Here is a 20,910-nt window from a genome sequence, read left to right on the forward strand (position 1 = left end):
ATAGTCCCAAGCGGTTCTTTTTCTGGCTCAATGCCTTGACACTCCGCGAGAAGGGCATAGGTCGAAATCGCTGAATGAACTCGACCATCTGGCCGATACCATGCTCTCCCATGTCGAAGACGAGCTAGCCCGTGCGCGGCTCACCCCGGGCGCTGACCAGCGGGGCGGCGATGCCGACGTCCCAAGGATTGTCGGCGATACGATCCGGCCGCTTCAGCACACCGAGGCAGGCGAGCGCCTTTCATGGGAGGCCGACCTGCAGGAGGGCCTGACGGCGCCGATTGATCCGCATGACTTTCGCGAATTGGTCGGTAACCTTCTCGAAAACGCATCGAAATGTGCCAAGAGCTGTGTGGCTGTCACGGCCGTCCGGTGCGATGGTTTTATCCAGGTAGTGGTCGAGGACAATGGCCCGGGGGTGTCGCCCGAGAGACTGCCGGACCTACTGCGCCGGGGTGTGCGCCTCGATCGCCTGAAGCCTGGCTCGGGCCTGAGTCTGGCGATCGTATCCGAGATCGCCAATGTCTACAATCTGGCCCTAACCTTAGAGAATCGCGTCGAAGGCGGCTTGCGTGCGGCAGTCACCTGCTCCGACCCGCTTCCTTCTCCGGAGACCGGATACCATGGCACATCCGAGCGAAGCTAAACTGAAATATGGCCTTCTGCTTGTAGCGTTAGGCGGGTTGCTGCTTGGGCTCGGCTTACACTTCGCGGGCCGAACGGATGCCGCACGACTTACCTGGACAGTCGCCACCGCTCCGGTTCTGATGGCCCTCCTCGTCGAGATAGCCCGAAGCCTATGGCGTGGGGAAATGGGCCTGGACATAGTCGCTGCGCTGTCGATGTCGGCTGCGCTCATCTTTGGAGAAGCCTTGGCGGCAACGATTGTCGCGCTGATGTATACCGGCGGCACATTCCTCGAAAGCTTCGCGGAGGGGCGCGCGCGCCGCGAGATGCATGACCTGCTCTCCCGCGTGCCGCGGGCCGCGACGCGCTATCTTGACGGCGGCCTGAGCGAGGTTCCTATCGACGACATCCGGCCTGGCGATCGGCTGTTGGTCCGACAGGGCGATATCGTCCCTGTCGACGGGACTGTTGCGAGCGTCCGGGCCTTCCTCAACATGTCCGCATTAACAGGTGAATCGCTTCCCGTTCCATTTGCTGAACATGGAGACGTTTTGAGCGGCTCGACAAATGCAGGCGACGCGTTCGATCTCATTGCTACGCACGAGGCCAAGGACAGCACATATGCTGGCATCGTGCGCCTCGTCGAGGCTGCCCAACGCTCGAAAGCCCCAATGTCGAGGCTTGCAGACAAATGGTCGGTCGGGTTCCTCGCGATGACCGTGCTCATCGCCTTCGCCGCATGGGGGTTCACGGCAGATCCCATTCGCGCCGTCGCGGTACTGGTGGTAGCTACGCCATGTCCATTAATCCTCGCTGTGCCTGTGGCACTCGTTGCAGGCCTGTCGCGCGCGGCGCATTTCGGTGTACTGATCAAGGGCGCACGTCACCTTGAGAATATGGCCCGCATCCACACCCTGGTCCTGGACAAGACAGGGACGTTGACGGTCGGGCGCCCGCAGATCGTATCCATTCAAAGCCCGCTTGGCTACGCCGACGACGAAATTCTAACGCTTGCAGCATCAGTCGATCAGGTGTCGAAACACCCGATCGCGCAGGCTATCGTAGCGGCGGCCCAGCAACGGAATCTCGGCCTTGTCCTGCCCACCGACGTGACGGAAGCAGCGGGCGAGGGCGTCGCGGGATATGTAAATAGGAGGCGGGTTGTTGTCGGCGGCCATGGCTACGTCGAGGCCATCATTGACGGCCCTCCACACGCAATTCCTGAGACGGCCGCCGGGTCGGTCGTCGTTGCCGTCGCCATCGACAACAATCTGGTAGGGCATATCGTGATGGCTGATCCGGTGCGCGCGGAAGCGGCCGAGATGCTCGACGGACTTCGTCGAGAAGGGGTCCGGCGCATCCTTCTAGCGACCGGCGACCGCGCCGCCGTGGCCGAACGCATTGCCGACGGATTGGAGCTCGACGCAGTTCGCTCGGGCCTTTCGCCAGATCAAAAGGTGCTGGTCGTCCTTACGGAGCGGAAGAACGGCCCCGTCATGATGGTCGGCGACGGTGTCAATGACGCCCCGGCGCTCGCGGCGGCCGATGTCGGTGTCGCAATGGGAGCAAGAGGCGCGGCCGCGTCGGCCGAGGCTGCTGATGTCGTCTTGCTGGTCGACCGGATCGACCGCCTGCGCACGGGGATAGAGATCGCCCGAAGGTCACGGAGGATCGCCGTAGAGAGTGTCTTGGTCGGCATCGGTCTTTCGATCTTCGCCATGGTGGCGGCGGCCTTCGGCTACCTGGCCCCCGTCCAGGGCGCGATCCTGCAGGAGGCGATCGATGTGGCGGTCATCTCAAACGCTCTTCGAGCGATCAGGATTTCACCGAAAGTAGCTTGACTGGGGCTCCGCTGACAAGCGTGTTATGTGGGCTAGATGAGTAGGGCGTTTGCGGAATCCCGCCCCTACGCCTCAATACGCGCGGGTAAACCGCCATCGTGCAGGATGTTCAATCCCGTCATATGGTCCGAAAACTGCGAAAGCAATCCCTCGACGACTAAGCGCGATGGCGTTTGCGGAAGCCACCCGCGGATCCGGGCGGCTGGCATAGCGCCGGACGGCCGCAAAAACATCACGCAGAACCGGGGTCATCTCCTTTCGATCGGACGGAGCAAAGTGACTGACATCCCATTCCATGCCGTGTGCATGGCCGAACAGTCTCGCCGTTGCCAGGAACAACTATCGCCATCACCGCATCCAGAGCCCCGCGTAGCGGCCGTAAGTCGCCTCAAAGATTATGCGGACCGCATCGCGGTTAGCATCCATGTTCTGCGACCAATCGAGTGCGGTACGGGCATAATGCTTGCCGACCAAGGCACCGTGCGCTTTAGCCGCTGCGCGGTGCAAACTGCCGAGCTAGCGGGCTCCCGAACTTCTGCCAAGACCCTGGCGTCCGCTTGTGTGCATTAGCCTTGACGCAGATCCTTACGGACGAGGATGAGGGTCGGATCATCCGCATAGGGAACTGCAATGAAACCCTGTTCCCTCTCCAGTTCGATTGCCTCATGGTTTGCGCGGCTTTCGAGCGATTCGAGGGACTTGGCGCCCGAGGCTTCCGCAAAGCGGGCGACATGGCGCAGCATTTCCCAGGCCACACCCATATGTTTGTATTCGGCACGTACGGAGACCGCGACTTCCGCTCTCTTCGTCGACGCGTCGCACGCTACAATGGCGGTGGCGATGATCGTCTCGCTATCCTCGCCAAAAGCGAGGAAGTTCTCGGTGGAGCGGTGATCGACCTTCGTCATAGAGAGAAGACGCTCGCGGCTGACTTCCCGAATGCCGCCCAGAAAGCGGAAACGCATGTCTTGCGGAGTTACATGGGTGAAGAAATCTGCCAGGAGTATATCGTCTTCGGGACGCACGGGACGAACATGAAGGACAAGACCGCTGCGCGTCAGAAGATTGCAGCTCCAGACGTCGGTTGGGGATGAGGCCTTGGTGCCCGGCTCTGTAGCGCCTTGCGCCTGAAGAGGTTGAGCAGCGTCCGTCTCGATTATCACTTTCAGAGCTTTCGTGCTCGCAGCATTGGCAAAAGTTTCATAGGCATCGGCAATCTGCCTGAGGTTGAAACGATGCGTGATCAGGTTTCTTGGGTCTATTTTTCCAGATTGCACGGTCTTTAGCAGCAACGGTGTCGTTACCGCATCCACCAGCCGCGTGGTGATGGCAATGTTGCGCGACCATAGCTTTTCCAGATGCAGGTCGGCCTTGACGCCGTGGACGCCGATGTTGGCGATTACGCCGCCAGGCGCGACGATCTCCTGACACAGCTCGAAGGTGGCGGGGATCCCAACCGCCTCAATCGCGGTGTCGACGCCCTTGCCTCTAGTCTGTGCCAGCACCTGTCGAGAGGCGTCTCCGCCGCCCGCCTGGATCGTCTGCGTCGCACCGAAACGTTTCGCGACGTTGAGCCGGTTCTCGTCGAGATCAATCATGATGAGGTCGGCTGGAGAGTAGAGCTGCGCCGTCAGCAACGCGGCCAGTCCGATTGGGCCGGAACCGACGATGGCGACTGTTCCGCCAGGCTGCACCTTGCCGTTCAGCACGCCGCATTCAAAGCCCGTCGGAAGGATATCGCTCAGCATGACGAGCGCCTCTTCATCTGCGCCTTGTGGGATCGGGTAGAGACTAGTGTCGGCATGGGGGATGCGGACATACTCGGCCTGTGTGCCGTCGATCGTGTTGCCGAGAATCCAGCCACCCGTGGCGCAGTGAGAGTACATTCCGCGCCGGCAATTGCTGCACTTGCCGCAGGACGAGATGCAGGAAATCAGGACATGGTCGCCTTTTGCGAACTGGGTCACCCCAGTTCCCGTTTCCACCACGATGCCCACGCCCTCATGGCCGAGGATACGACCGGCTGTGCAGGTTGGAACGTCACCCTTGAGGATATGCAGATCGGTCCCGCAGATCGTGGTCCTCGTGATCTTAACGATGGCGTCGGTCGTCGCAGCGATCGCGGGTATCGGGCGCTCCGTCAGCGACTTGAGCCCCGGTCCTTCATAGACGAGCGCCTTCATCGATTCTCTCCTCCGCAAGGTTCGTTATCTGCCGCGAACAATGGCAATTGTGCACGCGCCTCCGCGAACCTGCTTTGACGCGGGTCAAAGATCCGGTGAAGCGCGCGCATTGCGCGGGGGGCGACTCTGGCGCTCATGGCCAATCGGGCCCATTGATCCTCGTCAATGTCTGAGCGAACGAAGCTCGGTAACAATAAAAAGCAAAATTGGTTTTGAATTATCCGGTCGATTGAAGGGCGCGGGATGTGGCAAGAGTCACGGGATTGGAATCGTGATGCGACACAATGACTTCAAGATCAAAACCACGCCCACTCGCTGCGTCGGAATAACGCCGGGGCGCATCTTAAGAACGCGCCGGGGCTTGATGCCAATGTCACTCACCTTGATGCTCGGGATGGTAATGGTGGCTCTTGTTTCCAGGGACTCTGCACAGGCCTCGCACTGCAAGAGCTGGCCGATGCCCGGTTTGAACTGGAGCGGCTGCAATAAGAGTCACCTCATGCTCGAAGGAGCCGATCTGGAGGGCGCAAACCTATCAGGCACTGACTTTAGCCTGACCGATCTTCGTGGTGCCAACTTAAGCAGAGCCAATCTTGAGAAGGCGAAGCTCGCGCGAGCTTCACTCGCCGGGGCCACCGCGAAGACAGCAAACTTTACGCGCGTGGAAGGCCACCGCGCGAGCTTCGTTCGCTTTTCAGCTGAACGTACCTCATTTGCCAGCTCCGAATTGCAGCGCACTGATTTCAGCCTCGCGCGGCTGATCGATGTCAACTTCGAGAAAGCAGAGCTTGGTCGCGCCAGATTCACCGGCGCGAAACTCGAAAACGTTCGATTTTCGCTCGCAAACCTGTCTAGAGTCGACTTTACCGGTACATCGTTCGCGGGATCGACAGCATTCGACCGTGCTGTTCTCTTCCTGACGCGAATTGAGGGGAGCGACTTGTCACGAGCAACCGGTTTGCGGCAATCTCAAATCGACATAGCTTGCGGCGACGCCTCCACGAAGCTGCCGCACGGCCTTTCCGCGCCGGCGAGTTGGCCTTGCATGTTCCGTTGACGTTTGGGCTTTCGAATGTCCCGGGGTGAGCGCGGGCAGCGGTTCTATAGCTATCGGTCGCAGCTTCTATGCGTCCTAATCGTGGTGGCAGCTACGCCGACCACCCCGGCTCGTCTCCGCGCCTGATCATGTTCTGCTGACTGAAAGCGCGGCCGCGGCCAAGCCTGCCCATATCCCGTCTCGCAAACAGGCAATCGTGTGTGAGCCAAATGCTCCCGACGCAAATCGGGGGCGGCGCCGTCGGGAACGCCGCGTCTCGCAACATGGGTTTGAGCAAGGAAGATATTGCCGCCTTAACTCTGCGAGCTAGTTACCTTAAGCTTCATTTGTGTGGCTTGGTCCCCGAGAACGCATAAAGTGCCACATGCTCGCCACGTCCGCCCAATGGCTCTCGGCTTACCGCGACCCAGTCATGTTGTCGTCCTGCCTGCATCACGACCGTCTCGGAGGCAAGCAGCGTGGCATCGAAACGTTTGGTAGCCTGTTCTATCTTCGCAGCGACGTTGACTGTGTCGCCAAGCACCGTGAACTCAAGGCGATGTTCGTCACCGACAAGTCCGTAATACATCTCGCCGCTGTGGATGCCGATCCCGACGCGGATCGGCGGATCGAATCCGCGCTTGGTATTCCATTGGTCGACCAGCGAAAGAATGCTTTGAGCGCAGGTTATAGCGCGAGCGCAATCATCTTTCCGTGGTTCTGGGATGCCGAAGACTATAAGAGCGCCGTCACCTATAAATTTGTCGATCACACCTCCTGACGCCTCGGTTGCCCGCATCACTCGTCGCCGAAACGAGGAGATGAAGACGGACAGTCTCGCGGGATCCAGTTTTTCTGCATAAGCGGTAAACCCGCGTATATCGACAAACAGGATCGTGCCCTGCTGCCGGCGGCCTTGCCGCCACGTAGTAAGATCATTGTCCCCCACCAATGGCACGATTTCCGCTGGCAGGAAGCGAGCAAGGTTTGCGCGCTTGGCTGTCTCGCGCGCTATACGGATCAGAAGGCGGCGAGAACGCGCCATTGCCAACGCCGTTACTAGACCCATCAGCATCAGCATAACCGCGCGCATGATATAGGGAGGAAGCGAAAGAAGACGGCTTACCCCCTGCGCCTCAGCGGGGTTCGCATTGCCTGTCAGGCTAAAGCCAAGCCCCGCCGCAACGCTGACCACGGCAATCATTGTTGCCGACGTGGCCCATAATTGAACGAGTGGCCTGTATCGAAGCGCGCCGACCGCGAGAAGTAAGGGCACGGCCCAGAGAGTTGGTAGGATCACCACCCAATTGCCCGCCAGGCCGATGTCGTTCAGGGCAAAATAGAGACTGGCTCCTATAATCAATGCGTCGCCGGTAACGAGCGCAAAGGCCATCCAAGGCCTGAACTGACGGCTGATCACGAGCAGGAATGACGTGATACCAAGGGCCAGAAAGGCTGCAACGGTAGTCAGCGCCGTTGCGCGAAGTTGGGTCAAGTTGTACTCTTGGGCGAAGCCGGCGGTTTCAGAGGAGACGAGGAAACCACTCACAAACAAGGCAAGACCCACTGTGATCCGAACCCATCCGATCGTGTATTCGGCTTCGTGCTCCGATTCCCAGAACGCGCTTTCGACGGACGTGCTCGTGAGGTCAGACCGGTGTGGATCAGAGCGAAATGCATGTTGAAACTTCCACATGAATTATATCCTTCGCAGGGCTTACCTCGCCGCAACGTGGCTGGAGCGGTCGCCCATATTAGCTCGGCAGAACCGATTGCGTGAGGGGCGCAATTTTCGGCGAGATTTGCCCGACGAACTCAACCGCGACAGTTGCGGGGTTGGGTTTGCATCGCCGCAATTACCAGCACCTTCTCCACACAGCCCGGTGGGGCCCACGACGCAGGCCGCAGCGTCGATTGATCTAATGTCGACAAAACAAAACGACAACGAGCCGGCTGTCACACTGGGCCCTGACGGAGTAATTTTGTTCGGCGTCAAGGAGGAGGTTGCTCGACTATGTGATTGTTGAGAGCGGGTAGTCGGTCTTTCGCGAAGCGGGCGTGCCGTACGGAGGGGAAAGCGTTGAGAAACAAGTCTGCCAAATTGATCCTTGCAAGCATTCTGAGCTTTGGTCCGGCGCTCCCGGCAGCCGCACAGGAACATAGCGACACCGGCACGCTGAACACAGCCAAGGCCGAAAAGGCCTTTGCCGCCAAGCCGCTCTATTCGCCCTATGCCGGTCGCAATTTCCGACCCGTCCGCTGTCCGAAGTGCAAATATTTAATGCCCGCTCAAGAGCCATGTTCCTCAAATGGTCAACGCAGTCATGGAATGAAGAAGGATGGCGCGAAACGCGCGCTTGTCGCGGTGAGCGCGGCCTCGCTGCGGGTGCGCTTGCTTGGCTCGCGGACCGTCCGGACCTCAGCTCGTGGATAAGGGGAGTGGGAACGGCAATCCTTGAAGCCTGGTCACGGAGATCGGAACCAGCCCGGGAAGAGGCGAATCCGGGCTGATCATTTCGTACCAGGTCTTGGCCTGCGGATCGGAGATGACCTCCGGCTTGCCGGCAAAGAGGTCCGGGAACATGCCCATGTTGTCGGAATGGTCGGCGACCACCAGGAAGTTTCGTGGGCGCGACAGCTTTGCGGCTGGCCGCTCGACGCCATGATCTCTTCGCCGCGGGCGAAGCGATAGGCATCGCGCGGGGTCAGCCGCGTCCCAAACGCGCCGGCGTCGAATGAGGACTCCGGTGTGAAGATGCGTGTCGGTAGGCTCGCAGAGTGTCCTTTGCGGTTCAGCCCAACCGTTCTTCTTCGCAGGCCTCAGCGTACGATAAGGACCGAACAGTGCGCGTTCTGGACCACCTTCTTTGACACGCTCCCGAGAAGCATCCCCTTTAGGCGCCCAAGGTCTCGGCTTCCAACGACGATCAAGCTTGCGCTGATCTCCGTTGCAGTCTCAAGAACGGTTTCGGCGCAATCGCCCATTTCCAGTCTAGCAGAGACATTCTCGACGCCGAGCCCGCGTGCCTCGTTGCGAGCTTGCTCCACAACTCTCTTGCCGACCGCCAGGGCACTCTCGTCGATGCCATCACCTGGCACATGTGAGAGTTCTGTCGGCCTCGACATTCCCGGGATCATGTTGCCGATGGGAAAGACGCGCCCGGAACCGGGAAGGCGGTTCGTTGCGCCTGCAAAACCAGGTGGAACGACATGTAGAACGGTCAGGGGAGTGTCAGTCGCCTTGGCAAGCTTTGCGGCCATCATCACAGCGTCGCGCCCTTTGTCGGATCCATCGGTTGCGACAAGGATATGGTCCATGGAAAAAATCCTCCCCAAACAGCCTCATCCATTATCAATCCGCAAGCATTGATCGTCGTCAAAGACAGGATCGAAGTTCGCTGTCCAAAAGTGAGACGGGTCAATCTCAGAGGGATAGGACCCTTGGAGCAGTGCAAAATGGAAACGCTTATCCTTCGTCTGGGGCTCGCACTGGCAATTGGACTCCTCGTCGGGTTGGAGCGGGGATGGCGCGAGAGGGATGCGCCGGAAGGCAGCCGAACTGCCGGCATTCGAACCTTCGGGATTTCCGGCCTGCTTGGCGGTATCATTGCGGCCGTGTCGGAAACCCAGCAGAACCCGTTCGCTTTTGCTGCGGGTCTGCTGGGTTTCACGATGAGCTTGACCTGGTTCAAGTTACGTGAGGCTCGGCGCGATGAAGATTTCAGCGTGACCAGTGTCGTCGCCGGATTGTGCGTTTTTTCCCTGGGCGGGCTGGCGGTTGCGGGCGACTACAAGGCAGCAGCTGCCGGGGGAGCCGCACTTGCAGCGGTACTTGCAAGCAGAGAGCTTCTTCACAATCTCCTCAAGCGCCTAACCTGGCCGGAACTGCGTTCCGCTCTCGTTCTTGCGGTGATGACTGCCATCGTATTGCCGCTTCTGCCGAACCAGACGATCGACCCCTGGGGCGGCTTCAATCCCCGCGAGGTGTGGTTTCTCACGGTTCTGAGCGCCACTATCTCCTTCGCTGGATATGTTGCAACTCGCTTACTGGGATCGACGCGCGGGCTTCTTGTCAGCGGTCTTACGGGCGCGATTGTCTCCTCTACTGCTGTCACGGCAAGCTTTGGACAGAAAGTGCGCGCCGGGGAGCCGGCTCGCCCGCTGGCAGGCGCGGCAAGTGTCGCTGCGGCTATTTCATTGTTGCGCGTACTCGTTATCGTCCTTGCACTATCACCGCGGCTTCTTCCGCTCGTAGTGCTGCCGTTGCTGACGGCAGGTGTCGTATTCGTCGTGTGCGGGAGCCTTTTGATGATAAAAAGGGCGCCCGATGCAGGTAAAGACGTCGATGCACGAAATCCCTTTGAACTTATGCCGCTCCTTATCTTTGCCAGTCTTTTTGCCGCCACGGCGACACTTGGCGCCGCAGTGGTGGCGAGGATTGGCAACAACAGCCTGATTGGCATTTCGGCGGCATCTGGCATCTTCGACGTCGACGTTGCCGTACTGACCGCATTACGCTCCGTTGGCGGAGCAATGCCCTTGCCAACTGTCGGCGCCGCCGTGCTGGCAGCCGCGCTCGTCAATGCCGGGGGCCGAATATTCGTGGCGATCCTATCCGGTACAGCAGGATACTGGGTGCCACTCGGCCTCGTCTCGCTTGTTGCCGCAGCAGCCGGCGTAAGCGCCTATTTCTTGACTATGCAGTAGATTTGCCACGGAGCCGCCATTTGTCGAATTCCATGGTGAAAAGGACAGAAGAGGCGGCAGTGAGAAGTATCGCCCACTCAGCCGGTTCCATCGGCGAAACCTGAAGGGTAATACTGACAAGCGGAACATGCATGGCGATGATGTGGAGACCCAAGGCTGCGGCAATGCAGAAGAGCAGGAGCGGGTTGCCAAATACGCCGAGCGCGAGCACGGATTTTCGTTCCGATCGGCTTGCAAAGGTCTGGAAATTCTCGAAGAGAACAAGCAGTAGCAAGAGCATGTTGCGGGCATCGCTTTCACTGTGGCCTTGTTGGAGAGCGAGGTAGAACATCGCGAAACCTCCGCCTCCCATGACAAGCGTTGTCTGGCAGAGACGGCGGATCATCACCCAATCGAATATTGGCTCATTCGGCCTGCGCGGGGCGCGTGAGAGTTCGTCGCCCTCAGGTCCTTCGCTTGCAAGAGCGACGTCCTGGATGCCGTTCGTGACAAGATTGAGCCAGAGGAGTTGCACCGGGAGGAGCGGCATCGGCAGTGCCAGGGCGGCGGCCAAAAGAAACAGCACGAGTTCCGCCGATCCCGTGGAAGCGAGCATGAAGATGACTTTGCGGATATTGGCGTAGGCGACGCGACCTTCCTTGATGGCACTGACAATTGACGCGAAATTGTCGTCCGTGATGATAATATCGGCGCTCTCCTTGGCGACGTCCGTGCCCTTGCGCCCCATTGCCACACCGATATGCGCGTGCTTCAGTGCAGGCGCATCGTTGACCCCGTCACCCGTGACGGCGACGAAGTGTCCGTTGCGCGAAAGCGCGCGAACGATCGCCAGTTTCTGCGAGGGAGCGATGCGTGCATAGATGCGGCCCCGGCGGGCGAGCGCGTCGAGGCTTGCGTACCCTCGCTCCTCGGCCAGGCTTACCTCTTCGCCAGTGACGACCTGATCTATCGTGAAGGTGAGGCCCGCATCAGCGGCGATCGCCGAGGCGGTCTTAGGATCGTCACCGGTGAGCATGACCACCTGAACGCCTGCGCCTTGGCAGTTGCGGATGGCTTCGGGCACTTCCGGTCTGATTGGATCCCGCATGCCGACGAGCCCCAGAAAGACCAGATCGACAAGGAGATGGCGGCCGAATCCGCCACTATCTTCCATGGCGGTTGCGCCTTCTGCAAAAGCCAGTACACGCAGACCCCGGGCCGCCATTTCTTCCTTCTGATGCAAGAGCCTGTCGCGGTCGATCGTTACCGCGCGGCCGTTCATCTCCATTCGGTCCGACATTGCGATGAGGGTTTCGGCCGCTCCCTTCACGAAGATGCGCAGCACGTCGCCATGTCGATGAAATGATGCGGCATATTTGATCTCCGGCTCATAGGGGATTCGGGCAACCAGAGGATAGTTATCCTCAATTGACTCTCGCGGCAGGCCCGCCTTGTGTGCGGCGGCCAGCAGCGCGACATCGACCGTGTCGCCAACAGTGGTCCACCCATCTTCACCTCTTACGAGCGATCCTTCATTCGGCAGCGAGGCAGCTCGAAGAAGGGCGGTCGCCCGATCACGCGCCTGGTCCGGGGACGTGTCTTTCCCGCGGATGTGACAGGACTCGATATCGGCATGCGTGTCACAGAAAAGGTCGGTTCCATCGGGTAGGCGAATGTCGGTGACCGTCAACTCATTAAGCGTCAGTGTTCCGGTCTTGTCGGTTGCGATTATCGTGCATGACCCAAGTGCTTCCACGGCGGGCATGCGGCGAATGATGACGTGTTTCTTGGCCATCCGACGCATGCTGATCGCCAAGGCGACCGAGATCGCGATCGGGAGGCCCTCGGGGATTGCGCTCACGGCCAGCCCGACGGCCATCATGAACAGATCGCTCAGCGGCATGTCGCGGGCGGCCCCGACAAGTATCAGCAAGACCACGACGATTGCGACGACCAAGGCAATGAGTTTCGAAAAGCCCTCAAGCCGGATCAGCAACGGCGATTTCGCAAGGGGCGCCTTCCCGATGTCGCTTGCGATCTTGCCGATCTCGCTGTTCTTGCCCGTCGCGTCGACCACGCCACGTGCGCGGCCGCGTGTGACGAGGGTACCAGCGTATACCATGTGGCGTCGTTGCTCGTCGCCTGTGATGGAAACCGGAGCTGGCGACTTTCTAACTGGCGACGACTCGCCTGTTAACAAGGACTCATCACAAAATAGACCGTCAACCACGGTTAGTCGCATGTCTGCTGGCACGCGTCCGCCGGATTCCAGAGCGACCAGGTCGCCCGGCACGATCAGTCGTGTGTCGAGCTCGACCAAATGCCCGTCTCGCACAACGCTGGCTTTCCGTTGCTCGAGTTTGCGCAACGCCAATGCTGCCTGGCCGGCAGAGTGTTCCTGAATGGTCCCGACGATGGCGTTTGCAACAAGTACGATCCCAATAAAGAAAGCGTCCCTCAAATCGCCTAGAAGAAGCGACACCAACACCGCGGCCAACAGAATGTAGATCAGTGGACTACGGAACTGGCGCACGAAAGTTACGGCCAGCGACCCTGCCCTCGGTTCGGGCAGGGCGTTTGAGCCGTATTTTGACAATCGGGTGTGGGCTTCCCCGCTCGTCAGCCCGGTATAGACGCTGGCATCCTCCTCATGCCGAGCGAGGCTCGGGGGCATCGTATCGGACATCATGGACCCCTTTTGGCAAAAATCGAAGGATCCTATTTATCGGAAACTGTCAGGTAGTCCGTTACGCCGCTCACTCCTTTTGCGGACCAGGCAGCCTGCTCGGCCGTGATGCGCTCACGCGGGCTTTGGACTTTCCCCCGCAAGGTCACGTGGCTACCGGAGACTTCGACCTCTATGTCTTCGGACTCGATTTCGGCATTGCGCCTCAAGGCCTCCTTGATGCCATGCCGGATGTCGACGACATCCATCATCGGTCGAATTCTCAACTGATTATCGATGCCCGTTATACCGGAGAGTTGGTGTATAGAGTGTTCGGCCGCAGAGCGTTGGAAATGCCAGTCAACGGTGCCGACAAGAGTGACGAACCCCTGCTCCACCTTGACCTTTATATCGTTCGGTTCGGAAATAGCCGCGCCCCAGTCGAGAATTTTCAAGACACGGCTTGCGATTTCGTCATCGGCGGCCTTCTTGTGCGCGGGCAGCCGCACGGCGATTTCCTCCGCAATCGCGCGTACGCCCTTAACTCGTTGAGCAACGTGCTCAGCGGCGTGCTTTTCGGCAAAGCTGTGGACATGACCGGTCAGGGTCACGATCCCTTTCTCAACCGTTACGCCGATGTTTGCGGCGTCAATGCTGGGCTCATACTCGAGTTCGTCGAGAATATCCTGTCGTAAACTGATGTCGCTCATGGGGGTCACCTCCAAAGGTCTCCTCGTCCGGTTTGCGCCAAGAGTGTGCTCCATCATCAACCATCGGTCTTTGAGGGGCGTCAAAGCGCGGCGACACTCGAAGACTTAATTTCGAGAGATGGGTTCAAGGAGGTGGATCATGATCGTCAAGGAAATGTCCCGCCACGACTGCAGCAGTGTCGTTCAGGAAGGCCATGTGGCGTGCCTTGCCTGTTGCCTGGACGACAAGCCCTACGTTCCCAATCACATATGCCTACTCCGGGAACTGCCTCTACGCATTTTCTATGCCCGGACGAAAGATCGACTGGATGCGCAAGAATTCCAATGTCTGCTTGCAGATAGATGCAAGTTCGGAAGGCGAATGGAAGAGCGTCGTGATCTACGGGCGTTATCAGGAACTTGCCCCGACCGGTCAGTGGCACCGGGAGTACCTGCACGCCTGGTCGCTTCTCGAAAAGAGAGTAAACTGGTGGGAGCCAGGCGGCCTGAAGCCGGCTCCGCAAGAAGTGTCCGGCCACTACCCGCACCTCTTCTTCAGTATCGATATACTCGAAATGACTGGGAGGGCGTGTTGTGCAAGTGAGACTTGCAACTGAAAAGGTGCGCCGCTCGAGGCGGCGCACGTGTTGTTTTTCTGTTTTAGTGGCTCAATGAACCATCAACACCGGCACTGCCGGGGACTCGATCATGGCCTTGGTAACGCCCCCGAACATGCGTTCGCGAACACGTGAATGGCCATAGGCGCCCATGACGATGAGGTCCGCCGCGGTGTCCAGCGCATGCTGCAACAGCACCACGTTGACCTGGCGCCCGGCGCTCGGAAGCCTGTCCACGGTGACCTTGATGCCATGCCTAGCAAGGTAGGTCGCAACATCCGCCCCCGGTTCTTCCCCGTTCCTCGCCGGCACAGCCTTGGGATCGACCAGCACAACGTTGACGCTGTCGGCGGTCTTCATCATTTCGAGCGCTTCGCGTGCGGCTCTTGTGGCCTCGATAGTGGAGTTCCATGCAAGGAGGATCCTTTTCGGTGCAAGCGTCACCGATTGGCGGTTGCCAGATAGAAGGACCGGGTGGCCCGAGCGAAATAGCGCACCCTCAATCGCGTGCGAGCGAAGCCGCGAACTCGCCTTGAGGCTTGTCCCGATCAACGTCACGTCAGCGTACCGTGCCCGCTCTCCGATCTCATCCTCCGCCCACGCTTCCTCAGGGTAGCTCCCGTGGACATCAAACGAGATGCCAAGTGCTTCCAGAGTTGCGCGGGAACTCATAACGGCGTCGCCGAGTTTCTCGGTATCGCCGGCGCGCACGTCCAGCCACGCGACCGACATCGCCGCGAAGTCACCGAGGGGCACAGGGGCGGCAAGCTTCACAAGAAAAACGGACAGGTGCGCGTTCCCTGCCACGCAAAGATCTGCCGCGGTTCTCAGATCGATATCATAGTTTTCGGCATCAGCAACCAGTAGGACAGTCTTGTATGTCATTGCTCGATCTCCCGAATTGATGTTTGGGCTATCAGCCAATCTACGCACGGTCTTACAAACGGCATTGACGGCAATCAAAGACCCATTCTCGGGAACTCAGCATTTCGCGACCATCGTCTGCCGCTGGCGCGGCTAGTTCGGATGGGCTGGATCGAGGTCGAAACAGTGCAATACCGCAGGATAGCTGTTCGGCCAAAGCCTCGCGCATTTCGAAAAGTGGAAAATTTCCATGAAGGGGACGATGCAGGAACAGGTCGTGGATCATTTCCACGTAGTGAGGATTGCGAACCGTCACCGCGGCGATCTCCTGTCTCCTCCCTCCATCCACAATACCGTGACTTGTGCCGCATGCAGACAGATCAGCCTGGTTTGCTGAACGTACGAGATCCAGGCGACGGCATCAGTCGAGCAGTTCGCGAAGTCGCTTTGCGAGTTTTCTCGCCGTATAGGGTTTAAGCAGCCACGAAGCACCTTCGGGCAGCCTTTCTTCTGCGAGGCTCGGGGCCGCGTAACCCGACGTTACGAGTATCTTCATCTCCGGGCGGAATCTGCGAACGTGCTGGGCGAGCTCGTTACCGGTCATCCCGCCAGGCATGACCATGTCCGTAAACACAAGGGAAATCTCCGGGTGGTCTGCGAGGAGCTGAAGGGCTTCGGCGCCTGTCTCGGCCTCGACGACCCCATAACCGGCGTTTAAAAGACGCGCTACCACAACGCGGCGGACGCGGGCGTCGTCCTCGACTACGAGAATGGTCTCGTGTCCGTGTGGTATGGGCTCGGCTTGAGGATCCTTCGGCCAGTTTTCCTCGTCGGCCGGCGATATTCCTTTCGCCGCCGGTAAGAAAAGCCGTACGCTGGTGCCGTGGCCAGGTTCGCTGTAAAGTTGGACATGGCCGCCTGACTGCTTGACGAAGCCATAAACCATGCTGAGACCGAGCCCGCTTCCCGCTCCGGTCGCTTTGGTCGTAAAAAAGGGCTCAAATGCGCGGCGTCTGACATCTTCCGACATGCCGACCCCCGTATCACTGACGGTAACGAGGATATAGTGTCCCATCCGGGCATCTGGAAACATAAGCACGTAGTCCTGATCGAGGCTCGTCTTCGACACCTCGATCGTGAGCCGTCCGCCCCCTCGCATTGCATCGCGCGCATTCAGCGCAAGGTTCAGAAGAGTGTTTTGAAGTTGCGGGACATCGACGAGTACAATGTTGTCAGAGCCACGAACCAATGTCGACAGTTCCACCGTTTCGCCCAGCGTTCGCCCCAGAAGATTCGCGAAATTGCCGATGAGACCGCCCACGTCGACGAGTTTTGGAGCAAGGGGTTGACGCCGGCCAAAGGCGAGCAGTTGCGCTGTGAGCTTTGCGCCGTCGTCGGTTGCGGCCTGTGCTTCTTGCAAAAGCTGCCTAAGGTCTTGATCCTCGAGGCGCGCCTCGATCATCTCGAGGTTGCCGGTTATGACCGTCAGCAGATTGTTAAAGTCGTGCGCGAGTCCGCCGGTAAGTTGCCCGACCGCCTCCATTTTCTGTGCCTGACGCAACTCCTCATCAATACGTTGGCGGCTGGTCAGGTCCCGAATGAAGCCGGTAAAGATCCGGCCCCCGGCTGACCGGGCTTCTCCGACGGACAATTCCATAGGGAAGGTTGTACCGTCCTTGCGCCTGCCCGTCACAACTCGCCCTATTCCGATGATCCGACGCTCGCCGGTGCGCAGATAGTTATTCAAGTAGCGATCGTGCGCGTCACGGTGCGGAGACGGCATCAGCATCTTCACGTTCGCGCCGCGCACCTCGCTCTCGGTGAAGCCGAACAATCGTTCCGCCGCCGCGCTGAAAGAAGTGATCAGCCCCGTCTCGTCAATCACCACCATTGCTTCGGGCACCGTCTCAAGGATCGACCGAAGATGGGCCTCTCGCGAAACAAGATCGGCCTGGGCGTGTTTCAAGTTGGTGATATCGCTGTCTATCTGCACGATAAGATCGCTTTCACCGTTTGGAAGACCGACCCAGCGGCTCGCAACGAAGACCTTGCTTCCATCCTTGCGCTTTTGTGCCAGTTCGCCGGACCATGACCCGTGTCGTTCAACCTTCTTGCGGATGTTTTTGACGGGCTCTGGAAATGTCGTGGCGAGCAGGTGGTGGATCAGTTCACCTTGCGCTTCAGCCCGTGGCCAACCGTATAGTCGCTCGCAGCCTTTGCTCCAGTGACTGATCTTTCCGCTAGTCTCATGCACGATCAGGTTCGCGTCCTCAAGGAGACTAACGATTTTGCCGACCGTCGTTTGCGTCATCATCAACCGCCACGTGCTCAAGCGAAGCAGCTTCGCCCCATCCTGTTAGACATCGCAGCCGGACGAAGATCGCAATCCTCACCATCCGCGATCGATTGAAGCATATGCTTTTTCAAGACTATGATCGAGCGCCGGTCGGGCGCAGCGATGACACCGTTGCTCGCGAATTTCGTTATGGTGCGAGATACCGTCTCGATGGTCATGTTCAAGTAATCGGCAATGTCGAGCCGGGTCATCGGTAGATCGACGTGATCGGTCCGTTCGGCGTCTCGGTCTCTCGCCATCATGAGCAGGAAGTTGGCGACCTTCTCGTCGGCGCTGCGTCGCGACAGCAACACCGCGTGGTCCTGGGCCGCAGTCATTTCGTCGCATAGCTTGGAAAAGAGTTGCGCTCGAAGGTGCGGTTGGCGTGCCACTTCGTCTTCAAAGCGACGACGGGGATATCGCCGCAATCTCACTTCGGTAATCGCTTCGACCGTATAGACGTAGCGGTCTTTAAGAGACACACCCAGGAGATCGCCGGGACGCAGAAAGCCTACGATAACCCTACGGCCATCGGCAAGCAGGCGCAATGCGCGCAGCATACCGTGTTCAACCTGAAAAACGAATTTGGCATCATCCCCTTCCCAGAACAGTGCTTGGCCCGGCACAGCCGCGATGATCGGTTGGAAACTGAAGACCGAGGATAGCTCCGGCGGAGGAAGAGAGCACTCCAATGCTCCAGGACCGCCCTGCATAGCAACTGATTGAAGGGTCATCGCGCATCCTCCATCCGACGCTGAGTGGGGGATTTCAACATATGTGCGTGACCCGGCATCGACGCGCCTGCAACGATTGGTGCTATAGTGTGACGGAATGTAACAGCACTTCGGGGAAGGTTATGGCAAACGCTCGAAACGAGCCGGAGCTTGTTCTTATCGTGGATGACGATCCACGTATAAGGCAGATGTTGTCACGCTATTTCGAAGGGGAAGGCTATCGCGTCACCCTTGCCGGCGATGGTCGGGAAATGCGCAACAAGCTTGAGAAGGCTCATGTGGATATCGTTTTGCTCGATCTGGGGCTTCCCGGAGAAGATGGGCTGTCACTGGCCCGCGAGCTTCGTGCCCATTCCGACATCCCCATCATCATGTTGACCGGCCGGGACGACGTGGTCGATCGTGTGGTGGGCCTTGAAATCGGAGCTGATGACTATGTCACGAAGCCCTTCCACCTTCGCGAAGTTCTTGCGCGCGTGAGGAGCGCGCTTCGCCGTCGGCGGCCGCCTCCCGCATCGGTTCCTGAAGTCCAAACGAGCGAGACCTTTTGTTTCGAAGGTTTGCGTCTCGACGTCGCCTGTCGTCGGTTGACATCTAAGGACGGCGGGGAGATCGCCTTGACGACGGCGGAGTTCGACATGCTCTGCACCTTGGTGAGACATGCCGGCCGCGTCCTTAAACGCGACGTGTTGATGGACTTGACACGTGGCAGGTCACTGGAGGCTTATGACCGTGTGATCGACGCCCAGATAGCGAGATTGCGACGGAAGATCGAAAGGGATCCGCGCCGCCCCGAACTGATCAAGTCCGTCCGCGGAGTGGGCTATGTGTTCAGTGCGCACACCATGAAACAGGACGCTTAGGCTACCCGTCTCCATCGATCGCTCGCGCAGATTTCAGCGCAGCGGGATAACTATCCCGTCGGGCTCCTCATCACAGCTTCCGTTGGCAACCGGCCATCGATCCGGCGCAAGAGTTGCGACACGAATGGCGCCGCAATGTCTATCGAACGCCATTGCGCTCAAGTATCGGAGCAGGGAACCGCAGACGCCACGCGTGTCGCCGGCGCTAGCTATGACAAAAACCGGAACGGAGAGGTATCGTCCCAGTCGCTCATGATGACTCACCTGTAGAATGGCGATACCTTTGACGTAACCGAGCGAATTTTCGGCAACTGCAATCTCCTCGACAAAGGGGGAGGAGTACTTTCGCGCGAGAGCCGCCGCGCAGATTTGCCGCCATGCATCAAGGCCGATGTCGTAGCCCGCGGCGTCGATGAGACAGTAGGCCCGTTCGACCTGTGCTGCTTTGATTGGGGCGACGACATAGGCGGAAGCCATGATATCCTTCCCGATGAGTGGATCGGATTGAACCAACCCGCGGCCCCAGACCTTTTTGCCGTGCGATTGCAGGCTCTTCTCCAGGATGGTGGCGCGGTTCACAATGAGGGCAGTTTTCCTGTGAACCGGGAAGCCGTCATTGACGAGCATCAATGCCGGCAACTGATTTCTGTCTTTTATTTGGCTGAAATAGCGCCTCAATAGGGAGTATGAGCCATGTCGGTCGATCTGCGCGGTCGCAGCTTGCTCACCCTTGGTGACCTAACCCCCGAGGAAATCCATTTCCTGCTTCGGCTCGCCACTGATCTGAAGGAAAAGAAGCGGATTGGCACCGAGGTCAGGCAATTGAGCACCAAGAACGTCGCGCTCGTCTGCGAGCGAGATTCGATCCACGCGCGCGCCGCCTTTGAAGTTGCAGCCCACGACCAAGGTGCGAATGTTACGTTGATTGGACCGTCAACCGGTTATACGCGACATCGGGAGTCGACCAAGGACAACGCTCGTTTTCTCGGTCGGCTGTATGATGCAATCGGATATATCGGGCATTCCCAAGCTGCCGTAGAAGAGGTCGCCAAATGGGCGCGCGTGCCTGTCTTCAATGGAATGACGGACGAGTCACACCCCATGCAAACTTTGGCCGACCTTGTGACAATGAAGCAATGCAGCGACAAGCCTCTCAATGACATGATCGTGGCCTTCCTTGGGGATGGACGCAGCAACGTCGCACGATCTCTGGCAGTGGCGTCCTCAAAGCTCGGCATCGACCTTCGCATCGTTTCGCCACCGAGTTTCTGGCCGGAAGCACCCTTCGTCGAACGTGTGACTTCGGTGGCAAGGGATAGTGGCGGCCAGATAACCGTGCTGGAGCACGTCGGTACCGGCATTCTCGGGGCCGACTTTATTTGCACCGCTCCCTGGTTTGCCGAGGGAGACGTTCGTTGGGCCGAGCGGGTGAGGCAGCTTGCGCCCTTTGCCGTTAGAGAGAATGTAATGGAAGCAACCGACAACCCGCACACAAAGCTGATGCACAGTCTACCCGCCTGGCACTGGCGGGAAGATGGGGCCGGCGCCCGTATCGCCAAACGTTTCGGCGTCGAGTGCATGGAGGTGTGTGATGGTGTCTTCGAATCCAAATCCTCGATCGTGTTCGATCAGGCAGAGAACCGCATGCCCGCAATCAAGGCACTTCTCGTGGCTACGCTTGCCGATTGATCGCGCCACGGTGCGAGCAGAGAGCTTGCGGTTGAAGCAACGAGTTCCCGGGGGCCTCGGGCCCGACGACCAAAATGAGGC

Annotated in this window: 15 protein-coding genes and 3 pseudogenes; 7 read left to right on the forward strand and 11 right to left on the reverse strand. The window is 59.0% G+C overall.

Going from position 1 to position 20,910, the window contains the following annotated elements:
- Nucleotides 1-100 precede the first annotated feature (100 nt).
- Together ACTJKM_RS20910 and ACTJKM_RS20915 are read left to right on the forward strand one after the other, a co-directional pair.
- Complete coding sequence (locus tag ACTJKM_RS20910; RefSeq protein WP_440637386.1) at nucleotides 101-646, forward strand: ATP-binding protein; 546 nt, start codon at nucleotides 101-103, stop codon at nucleotides 644-646.
- Entirely contained in the window at nucleotides 624-2,468 is a 1,845-nt protein-coding gene (locus tag ACTJKM_RS20915) for a heavy metal translocating P-type ATPase (protein ID WP_058327703.1), read from the forward strand. Before ACTJKM_RS20910 ends, ACTJKM_RS20915 begins: the two co-directional genes overlap by 23 nt.
- 566 nt (nucleotides 2,469-3,034) lie before the next feature.
- Here ACTJKM_RS20915 and ACTJKM_RS20920 read toward each other — a convergent pair.
- Both ACTJKM_RS20920 and ACTJKM_RS20925 read right to left on the reverse strand, forming a co-directional pair.
- Nucleotides 3,035-3,433: a GNAT family N-acetyltransferase gene (locus ACTJKM_RS20920; protein WP_440637499.1), complete on the reverse strand. Its 399-nt coding sequence runs from the start codon at nucleotides 3,431-3,433 to the stop codon at nucleotides 3,035-3,037.
- A gap of 186 nt (nucleotides 3,434-3,619) precedes the next feature.
- Nucleotides 3,620-4,651 (reverse strand): annotated as a pseudogene (locus tag ACTJKM_RS20925) (zinc-dependent alcohol dehydrogenase family protein); the annotation flags it as partial.
- 370 nt (nucleotides 4,652-5,021) lie between these two features.
- Between ACTJKM_RS20925 and ACTJKM_RS20930 the strand changes: the two are divergent.
- Nucleotides 5,022-5,708 carry a pentapeptide repeat-containing protein gene (locus ACTJKM_RS20930; RefSeq protein ID WP_156436882.1) on the forward strand — a complete coding sequence of 229 codons (687 nt, stop codon included), beginning with the start codon at nucleotides 5,022-5,024 and terminating at the stop codon, nucleotides 5,706-5,708.
- Between the two features lie 322 nt (nucleotides 5,709-6,030).
- Here ACTJKM_RS20930 and ACTJKM_RS20935 read toward each other — a convergent pair whose 3' ends face one another.
- The 3 genes and pseudogenes from ACTJKM_RS20935 to ACTJKM_RS20945 all read right to left on the reverse strand — a co-directional run bounded on the left by ACTJKM_RS20935 (nucleotide 6,031) and on the right by ACTJKM_RS20945 (nucleotide 9,005).
- Nucleotides 6,031-7,383, reverse strand: coding sequence for an adenylate/guanylate cyclase domain-containing protein (locus tag ACTJKM_RS20935; RefSeq protein WP_113514603.1), 1,353 nt, complete (start codon nucleotides 7,381-7,383; stop codon nucleotides 6,031-6,033).
- 813 nt (nucleotides 7,384-8,196) lie between these two features.
- Nucleotides 8,197-8,451, reverse strand: a pseudogene (locus ACTJKM_RS20940) (DUF3604 domain-containing protein); the annotation flags it as partial.
- 56 nt (nucleotides 8,452-8,507) lie between these two features.
- Entirely contained in the window at nucleotides 8,508-9,005 is a 498-nt protein-coding gene (locus ACTJKM_RS20945) for a universal stress protein (protein ID WP_440660766.1), read from the reverse strand.
- 138 nt (nucleotides 9,006-9,143) lie between these two features.
- Here ACTJKM_RS20945 and ACTJKM_RS20950 point away from each other — a divergent pair, with 138 nt between their 5' ends.
- Nucleotides 9,144-10,394, forward strand: coding sequence for an MgtC/SapB family protein (locus tag ACTJKM_RS20950; RefSeq protein ID WP_440637393.1), 1,251 nt, complete (start codon nucleotides 9,144-9,146; stop codon nucleotides 10,392-10,394).
- Here the strand turns inward: ACTJKM_RS20950 and ACTJKM_RS20955 are convergent.
- Complete coding sequence (locus ACTJKM_RS20955) at nucleotides 10,384-13,059, reverse strand: cation-translocating P-type ATPase (RefSeq protein WP_440637395.1); 2,676 nt, start codon at nucleotides 13,057-13,059, stop codon at nucleotides 10,384-10,386. The two genes, ACTJKM_RS20950 and ACTJKM_RS20955, sit on opposite strands and share 11 nt — an antisense overlap.
- Nucleotides 13,060-13,091: 32 nt before the next feature.
- Nucleotides 13,092-13,748, reverse strand: coding sequence for a BON domain-containing protein (locus ACTJKM_RS20960; RefSeq protein ID WP_113514612.1), 657 nt, complete (start codon nucleotides 13,746-13,748; stop codon nucleotides 13,092-13,094).
- A gap of 139 nt (nucleotides 13,749-13,887) precedes the next feature.
- On the opposite strand from ACTJKM_RS20960, the pseudogene ACTJKM_RS20965 reads away from it, so the two are divergent.
- Nucleotides 13,888-14,344, forward strand: a pseudogene (locus tag ACTJKM_RS20965) (pyridoxamine 5'-phosphate oxidase family protein).
- A 51-nt stretch (nucleotides 14,345-14,395) separates the two neighbouring features.
- Here the strand turns inward: ACTJKM_RS20965 and ACTJKM_RS20970 are convergent.
- From ACTJKM_RS20970 to ACTJKM_RS20980, 3 genes are all read right to left on the reverse strand, one after another.
- Nucleotides 14,396-15,229, reverse strand: a complete 834-nt coding sequence (locus tag ACTJKM_RS20970; protein WP_113514616.1) for a universal stress protein — start codon at nucleotides 15,227-15,229, stop codon at nucleotides 14,396-14,398.
- Nucleotides 15,230-15,629: 400 nt separating this feature from the next.
- A complete protein-coding gene (locus ACTJKM_RS20975) occupies nucleotides 15,630-17,519 on the reverse strand; it encodes a PAS domain S-box protein (protein WP_440637400.1) in 1,890 nt (629 codons plus the stop codon).
- A 17-nt stretch (nucleotides 17,520-17,536) separates the two neighbouring features.
- Nucleotides 17,537-18,277, reverse strand: a complete 741-nt coding sequence (locus ACTJKM_RS20980; protein WP_440637402.1) for a helix-turn-helix domain-containing protein — start codon at nucleotides 18,275-18,277, stop codon at nucleotides 17,537-17,539.
- A 122-nt stretch (nucleotides 18,278-18,399) separates the two neighbouring features.
- Between ACTJKM_RS20980 and ACTJKM_RS20985 the strand changes: the two genes are divergently transcribed.
- A complete protein-coding gene (locus ACTJKM_RS20985; RefSeq protein ID WP_440637404.1) occupies nucleotides 18,400-19,140 on the forward strand; it encodes a response regulator in 741 nt (246 codons plus the stop codon).
- 33 nt (nucleotides 19,141-19,173) lie between these two features.
- On the opposite strand, the gene ACTJKM_RS20990 is transcribed toward ACTJKM_RS20985, so the two are convergent.
- Nucleotides 19,174-19,779 (reverse strand): hypothetical protein, encoded by a 606-nt coding sequence (locus ACTJKM_RS20990; protein ID WP_245296130.1) that lies wholly within the window; start codon nucleotides 19,777-19,779, stop codon nucleotides 19,174-19,176.
- Between the two features lie 54 nt (nucleotides 19,780-19,833).
- Between ACTJKM_RS20990 and argF the strand changes: the two genes are divergently transcribed.
- Nucleotides 19,834-20,829, forward strand: a complete 996-nt coding sequence (argF, locus tag ACTJKM_RS20995; RefSeq protein ID WP_058327693.1) for an ornithine carbamoyltransferase — start codon at nucleotides 19,834-19,836, stop codon at nucleotides 20,827-20,829.
- The last annotated feature ends 81 nt before the right edge of the window (nucleotides 20,830-20,910 follow it).

This window comes from Ensifer sp. 22460 (assembly GCF_052044935.1).
GTDB lineage: Bacteria > Pseudomonadota > Alphaproteobacteria > Rhizobiales > Rhizobiaceae > Ensifer.